This window comes from Caballeronia arationis (genome assembly GCF_001544975.2).
Classification (GTDB): Bacteria; Pseudomonadota; Gammaproteobacteria; order Burkholderiales; family Burkholderiaceae; genus Caballeronia; species Caballeronia arationis.
The window spans coordinates 1-6,836 of record NZ_FCOG02000212.1 but is presented as its reverse complement, the minus strand read 5'-3'; the positions used below and the strand labels follow the sequence as shown (position 1 = coordinate 6,836).

The following is a 6,836-nucleotide window of genomic DNA, read 5'->3' as shown; positions in this document are numbered from 1 at the left end:
CATCAGTACCGAGCCCAGCAGTGTCATTATCGACGACGCGGAGGTGTGCTTCCGGCGTACCTACGGCTGTAGTACTACACAGTGGGAATCGCTCCACCGCCGGCTGTGCCACGCCCGATTCGCTTGGCGAGCCGACCGGTCTTCAGAACCGACGGTTCGCGCTTGAAGAACCCGATATGTCGTTGCATGTCGCCGCGGGCCAGACATTTTTGACCGTCGCATCGCTAGACCATGACCACTTCAAATCTATCTACGACACCCGCTCTGCACGAGACGCACTTTCGCCGCGCAGCGGGCGTTCGTACAACGACGTCCGACGAAGCAAAAAGTCGAGGCGTTTGGAGATGAACGTCGTAGCAGTCTTTCTCGGTACCCGGCTTATCACTGTCTATCAATGAATAGATAGAGTGAGGCTCGCCGGTTGGCTTGCCGCACCGTCGTGCATGGACATCGGGTGCCTCTGCTTCGGTCGCTGAACTAAGACCGGAAGGGTAAGGCAAAAGACGGAGGGCTGTGACTAACCTCGCGCGAGTCGCTTCGCTATCGCCGGTCCAATTGCAATCGCGCATCTAACACCCTCCCTATGAACGAACTGCTATCCCGGATCAGTTGTTTCACAAGAGCGTCGACGTCGGATCTAGGGGTCTCGCTAGCCGCCGCCGCTGCAACTAGGGCGTCATAGGCATCGAGCGCGTCGATTGCGGTGATCTCATAGCCATACCCCGCTTCGATCCAGCGCAACGCTGCCAGTGCGCAGCCTATCGCGAAGTGCGGCTGCTTCGTTACGTAGTCTCGCGCCGCCCTTGTGAGCGTTTTCGGATCCGTGGGGCTTTGCCTCGACAGCGACACCGCCAGGTCGAAGAGGCCAGCATCTTTGGCAGCCGCGAACAATTTACCTTCCGAACCGGGCTCGCACCTGACGAGATCGGCCAATATGCTTTCGGGCGGCCGTGTCGGATACTTCTTCGTGATCGCTCGGAAAGTTGCTAGATAGGTGCCCGCTCGATTGGCCGCGATCGCATAGCGCTGATAGGCTTCTTGGGTCATCCCACAATCAAGAAGGATGGCCTCGCAGGCGCGTGCTATCGCGCTTTCTGGAGCGTTCAGCCCTCGGCTCGCTTCGGCAAGACGAAGCGCATCGGCGGGACGCCCCAGCGCGACGAGCGAGTCAACGGCCCACCGACGATACCACCAGAACTTTAGCCGATCGCGGTTCGCAAGGTCGACCACTTCGTCGAACCGGCCTGCAGCATAGAGCGCACTCAGGCATGGAACAGTACCGACGAAATAGTTATTTCCTTCCGCGCCGAGCACGTGGTTCACAAGTGGAAGCAGTTGATCCGCCCATTGGGATGCGAGCTCGGGTGCGACGCACAAGGTGCCCCACTGTTCACCTAGACTCTCAATGTACGGCATCCGATCGTCTTGCAATGCGTCAAAAAGTCTTTCAAGCCACCGTTGCCGGACTGCGTGCGTCACATCCGCCGCCGCGATCACCGGCACGAGGGCGTCGATTACGCGATTGACGGCACCGCCCAGCGCACCGGACGAGCTGTCGACATGTTCGAGCGCTGGCGAAAGCTTCTCAAGAAGCAGCACGGCTCCTTCGGCGGCAAGCACGCGATCTGAGCGGGCGGCGGAACGGATCTCTGTCACCGCTTCTTTTAGACGCTGAATCGGCAGCGAAGATCTCCATCCAAACGCATTGCGTTTGAAGCGCGACGCGAACGTCCACTTGTGTGCGGCCATAAGAATCCCTGTCAGTACGCTGACCAGCATATCTAACGGCGACCGGGTCCAACGAAGTCGCTATTGACATTTTGGCCAGCATGACACCCAAGCTCGCTAAGCTTTACGCGACACTGCGAGCATCGTGCCCCGACACGCCCCGGAACCGCAGCGACACGCATAGAGCTTCTTGAGCGCCGACGTCTTCCCGTCTTCGACAGAGAGCTGATAGTCAATGAACAGTTCAGCCCCCGGCTCGATCTTGCAAAGTGCGAGAATGAAAACGCGACTTCCGACCTGTTCGGCCTCACAGTTAGGCGTGCAACTATGATTGATCCAGCGCGCCAAATTCCCACTCTGCGCACCGTCGATCACCCACCCATCGTCCAAATCGAAGGAAAAGATATGTCCGTCTTCCGCGACCGATCGCTCGTTCTGGTGCTGCGCTTCGCTTCAGGACAGTCGCCTTCCGTTGTACTTGAACAGTTTCTCGCCGGCACGGATCCGGGTGACGGCTAAGACCCTTGTCCATAAACGGCGGACGAACGTACAACCATGCGTCGCATGACCCTTCGCTCTTTTGTTGCTGTGGCGTGAAAACCCAACGCCGGCGTCGCGCATTGGCATAATGCGATTGACGCAGCCGCCTCCATCCGCTTATGCCCTCTCCGACCGGTCGCAGCCGCAAGAATCGAAAGCCGCCGCGCGGCACCATCGCGCGCTATCGCGATCGCATCGTCGAGGTCCTGGGTGAAGCGCGCGGGCAGCGCGTCATGATCCGGTCCATTCACGCCGACGGATCCGAACGCCTCACCGCGGTCAAACTCATCAACCTGCTGCCGTTGGATAACCAGCTATTCTGACGTAGCTGGACGACAACGCACCGCTGCTTCACGACTGATTAACGGCATCCTTGAACGCCTTGCCCGCCGTGAATTTGACGGTTTTCGCTGCCGCAATTTCCATTGCTTCACCGGTCGCTGGGTTTCGCCCCGTTCGTGCTGCCCGCTCGCCACGTCCGAACGTGCCGAAGCCGACGAGTTGAACGGCGTTTCCTGCCGCAACTTCCTTCGAGATCGTGTTCAAAACTGCGTTGATCGCCTCTTCAGCGGCGCTCTTGCTCGTACCCGACTCCGATGCAACCGCGTCGACCAGTTCTTGTTTGTTCATTGAATCCTCTTCCTCTATGTTGAAAACGAACCCGATCTTGCCGAGCCGCGAACAATAACCCAGGGCTGCTCCGTCTAAGGTGCCGGATCACTAACACGGTGGTCAAACAGATCCGAGGTCGTGCGGCGTTCATCCAGGAGATCTGGCAAAGCACCACTTCGAACCTTCGCCAACGTTTCGGGCGACAACCAAGTTTCTTTGAGCGCGTCGAGACCGCCCTCGATCATCTGCTGCAGGAAAAAGGACTGCTTTCGCCCTGTCACTTCCGCCAACACGGGGTAATCGTCCTTTTCGTGCATGTATGGACCCGACGCTTTTTGCAAGCTTCTTGTTCGTGATGTCGAAACGGTCTGCATGCATGTATCCGGCTTGCCAGATGGGCAGTTGCCGAAGCACGCCCGCAGCCTCGATGAGATCCGCGCACCCCGTCCTTAGCAAAATCGCGGCTCGCCATAAGTGGCAGCCGGCACGAAAAACAGGCTTCAGGATGCTGGTTCAACCTATTTCGTCATCGCTTTGAGAAGCTTCGCAAACCTGGGTGGGTGTCGCCTCCTTGCAAGCGGTTTTAGGCCGTTATGCTGCGGCGCTTCGCGGCACATAGGTCCCATCGCTGCTGAGCAGTGCCTGAATGATCCGCGCATTCCGGTTGGCCAATGCGACCACCGCGCAGTTATGCCCGCGTCGCCCCATCAACTCTTGAAGCCAGATACTTTGCGGATCACTTTTTGTCGGTGCATAGCGCAAAACAGCTCGAGCGCCGTGAGTGAGCAAGGTCCGCAAGTATGTGTCGCCGCGTCGGCTGATGCCTTGCAGGCGGGGTTTGCCGCCATCGAATACTGTCGAGGCACGAGACCCAGCCAGGCGGACAGATGCCCGGCGTTGCGAAACTGCCTGGCGTCGCCGACCGCTGCAACAACAGCCGTGGCGGTAATCGGACCGATACCAGGGATCTCGGCGATCTTCCTGCAGAGCGCCGACGTCTTCATGAACGACTGGATAGATGCCTCAATGAGATGAACACGCTCCTCTATGGCGCGCAGGTGCTGCAGCAGTTCGGTGAGGAGCGTCTGGCAAAACGAGGTCAGTTCATCTGCGCTCGTGCGTAGCAATTCCGGCATCGCGCGCTTGAAGGCTTCCGGTGAGCGCGAAATGGCCAGCCCGCGCTCGCCGAGCAGGCCACGTATCTGGTTGATCAGCGCGGTACGGTGACGTAGCAGAATGGCGCGCATGCGGTGTGCCGCCAGGATGTCCTGTTGCTCAACCGATTTGATCGTGACGAAGCGCATCGTGGGTCGGCTGGCAGCCTCGACAATCGCCTCCGCATCGTTGCGATCGTTCTTGTTCGTCTTGACGAACGGTGCGACATATTGCGGACTGATCAGCCGGACTTCGATACCGATCGACTGGAAACACCTCGCCCAGTGGTGGGCGGTGCTGCATGCTTCCATGACGACCACTTTGGGATTCAATGTGCGCACGGATTCGAAGAAGGAGCTCCGCGAGACCTTCGATCGATGCACGACACGGCCGCGACGATCAGCGCCGTGGAGCTGGAAGATCTGCTTCGCGAGATCGATGCCGAGAACGTCGATTTCCATGATGAACCTCCGCACGTCTGAGTGAGTGCGTTAGTGTCCCCCGGAGGGGGCACCGGGTCCATCTCAGTAAAATCTGGCGGTTTGATCGTGAAAAGCCAGGTGGATCAACAACTTGCAAAATCGCCGAATACGAGAAAGTTCCCAACCGCCGAGCCCTACTGCAAGCGTCTCTTCACGTGACTACCGCCAGATTTTGCACGATCCGGACGATTACCCCCTGCAGACATTGCGGATTGCCTTGCCGTTGTTGCGGCGAAAATTGGCGATGGTCTATGGCGCGGGGCTGTCGTGTGAGACTCGGCTTCAGTCGCGAAAGCGTCGTTACCAGCGGCGCGCCCGACAATGGCATCGACTAATCGATGCCAGAGACGACCAGACTCGGTGCAGTACCCTGTCTTTCTAAGTGACTAAGAGCACAGGGCACTATGCGTTCGTAACATTCGCACGTACCTCGACCTCTCCATCATCAGCGCCGCCAACAGGCGCCAACTGCTCCCATGTGCTATGCACATGCCGCCTTAATAGCTCCCCGAGCGTTGCGCCATTGCGAGCCGATAACAGCCTCACTATCTCCTCGTGTTCATCGATCGCGGTATGCCACGTCTCCGACGTCACGCTTCCCTGGAACCTATAGCGGTAAAGCTGGCGGTTCAACCGCTCATGAACCTGCTGGAGCGTCGAATTCTTCGCCGCCGCGATGATGCTCGTATGAATCGCCTGATTGAGGCGGAAATAGTTCATTCGATCGCGCCGCTCATAGGCGGCATGCATCTCGTGATTTAACGCGCGTATCTCGGCGATTTCCGCGTCGGTGGCCATCCGGCAGGCCATCTCGCCTCCGAAGGCCTCGATCACGCCGAGAACATCCAGCTTCTCGGCGATCTGTGCCGGACTCAATTCCGCCACGACCGCGCCGCGCTTGGGGAGCACGACGACGAGTCCGTCGCCCGCCAGTTCCTTCAACGCTTCCCTCAAGGGTGTGCGCGACACATCCAGCCGTTCGGCAAGCGTGCGTTCGCGCAAACGCTCGCCGGGCTTTAGTTCGTCGGTAGCGATGAGTGTGCGCAAGCGCTGGGCGATCTGGATCGACAGCAGTTCGTCATTCGGATCGGCGCCCTCGAGTGCATCTTGCTCGTTTTCAAAGTTCGTCATCGCTTCATCCCGTTACTCTTCCCTTCTCCAGCCATGGGAGTCCGGTATGCCATTTTATCAGCGGGCGTGAGCCACCGACAGACGCCCAATCCTCTGCTGTCATGGTGTTATCCCGAGCTTGACTGTGTGCAGTCACTCGATTAGCTTTTGGTATACCAAAAAACGGGCGCCTCGACTCCTCCAGATATGGCGGTCAAGATATGAAATGCACGGAACGCACCAGCTAGCTGCTCGCAGACGACCGTGTTTGAAGGGAAAGAGCGCCTCAGGGGCTGATTGCGCTTATCCGATGCAGTACATGTCGGGAACAGCTTCGCTAGTTGGTATACCGACATGACTGCTTCACCGGGCTGCCATCCCAAACCTGACGAGTTTTTCTATGCAACCATCGCTTTACCCGTTGATCGCCCCGGCGATTGCCATCGTGTTGCTTGTGCTGCTCATCACGCGGCTCAAGATACACCCGTTCCTCGCGTTGATCCTCACGTCCGGTTTCCTCGGCAGCGCGGCCGGCCTCGCGCCCACCGCCGTCATCAAGAGCTTCGAAAAAGGCTTCGGCGGCATCCTGAGTTCGGTCGGGCTGGTCGTCGGCCTCGGCACCATGCTTGGCGGCCTGCTGCTCGAATCAGGGGGCGCCGACCGCATCGCCAACACGTTCATCGGGCTCGGCTCGAAGCGCTGGATTCCCGCTGCGATTTGCGCGGCGTCGCTGCTGATCGGCCTGCCCCATCTCTTCGACGTCAGCTTCGTGATGCTCGTGCCGCTCGTCTACGCAATCGCGAATCGCACGAAAAGTCCGGTGATGGCAGTCGGCATTCCGATGGCCGCCGGCCTTTACGTTTCGCACGGGTTGCTGCCGCCTCATCCGTCGCCGACGCTCGCGCTCGCCGCCTTGCACGCCGACGCCGGCCGCACGATCTTCTACGGTCTGATCGTCGCCGTTCCGATGGCGATACTGTCGGGCCCCGTTTTTACCGCGTTCGTAATGCGCTTCCTGCCGGTCACGCCGGGCGACGCGCTGTTCGCGCCCGCGCCCGTGACCGAAACGTAGGAAGCGCGTCCGGTGCCCCCGCTAGGTCTGGTGCTGATCACCGTGCTGCTGCCGCCGGTACTCATGATGATCCGCACGTTCGGGCGCAACTACGCGCCGAACGGCACTGCCGCGCGAGAACTGTTGGAAACGGTCGG

At 59.3% G+C, this 6,836-nt stretch carries 8 protein-coding genes and 1 pseudogene; 3 read left to right on the top strand and 6 right to left on the bottom strand.

The window, feature by feature from the left end:
- Positions 1–540: 540 nt before the first annotated feature.
- Positions 541–1,749, bottom strand: a complete 1,209-nt coding sequence (locus tag AWB81_RS39200; RefSeq protein ID WP_062643601.1) for a hypothetical protein — start codon at positions 1,747–1,749, stop codon at positions 541–543.
- Between the two features lie 96 nt (positions 1,750–1,845).
- Positions 1,846–2,103: an SET domain-containing protein gene (locus tag AWB81_RS47675; protein ID WP_235026152.1), complete on the bottom strand. Its 258-nt coding sequence runs from the start codon at positions 2,101–2,103 to the stop codon at positions 1,846–1,848.
- Between AWB81_RS47675 and AWB81_RS47670 the strand changes: the two genes are divergently transcribed.
- Together AWB81_RS47670 and AWB81_RS39190 are read left to right on the top strand one after the other, a co-directional pair.
- Entirely contained in the window at positions 2,056–2,247 is a 192-nt protein-coding gene (locus AWB81_RS47670; protein WP_235026153.1) for a hypothetical protein, read from the top strand. The genes AWB81_RS47675 and AWB81_RS47670 overlap by 48 nt on opposite strands.
- A 140-nt stretch (positions 2,248–2,387) precedes the next feature.
- The gene (locus tag AWB81_RS39190; RefSeq protein WP_062643597.1) at positions 2,388–2,591 is read left to right on the top strand and encodes a hypothetical protein; all 204 of its coding nucleotides are present in this window, start codon (positions 2,388–2,390) and stop codon (positions 2,589–2,591) included.
- 28 nt (positions 2,592–2,619) lie between these two features.
- Here AWB81_RS39190 and AWB81_RS39185 read toward each other — a convergent pair whose 3' ends face one another.
- The 4 genes and pseudogenes from AWB81_RS39185 to AWB81_RS39170 form a co-directional block, all read right to left on the bottom strand.
- Positions 2,620–2,916 carry an HU family DNA-binding protein gene (locus AWB81_RS39185; protein WP_268811799.1) on the bottom strand — a complete coding sequence of 99 codons (297 nt, stop codon included), beginning with the start codon at positions 2,914–2,916 and terminating at the stop codon, positions 2,620–2,622.
- Positions 2,917–2,972: 56 nt separating this feature from the next.
- Positions 2,973–3,254, bottom strand: coding sequence for a YlcI/YnfO family protein (locus tag AWB81_RS39180; protein ID WP_062643593.1), 282 nt, complete (start codon positions 3,252–3,254; stop codon positions 2,973–2,975).
- A 217-nt stretch (positions 3,255–3,471) separates the two neighbouring features.
- Positions 3,472–4,496: pseudogene (locus tag AWB81_RS39175) on the bottom strand (IS110 family RNA-guided transposase).
- 423 nt (positions 4,497–4,919) lie between these two features.
- A complete protein-coding gene (locus AWB81_RS39170; protein WP_087135518.1) occupies positions 4,920–5,648 on the bottom strand; it encodes a GntR family transcriptional regulator in 729 nt (242 codons plus the stop codon).
- 379 nt (positions 5,649–6,027) lie between these two features.
- On the opposite strand from AWB81_RS39170, the gene AWB81_RS39165 reads away from it, so the two are divergent.
- Positions 6,028–6,699, top strand: a complete 672-nt coding sequence (locus AWB81_RS39165; protein ID WP_062643591.1) for a GntT/GntP/DsdX family permease — start codon at positions 6,028–6,030, stop codon at positions 6,697–6,699.
- Positions 6,700–6,836 lie beyond the last annotated feature (137 nt).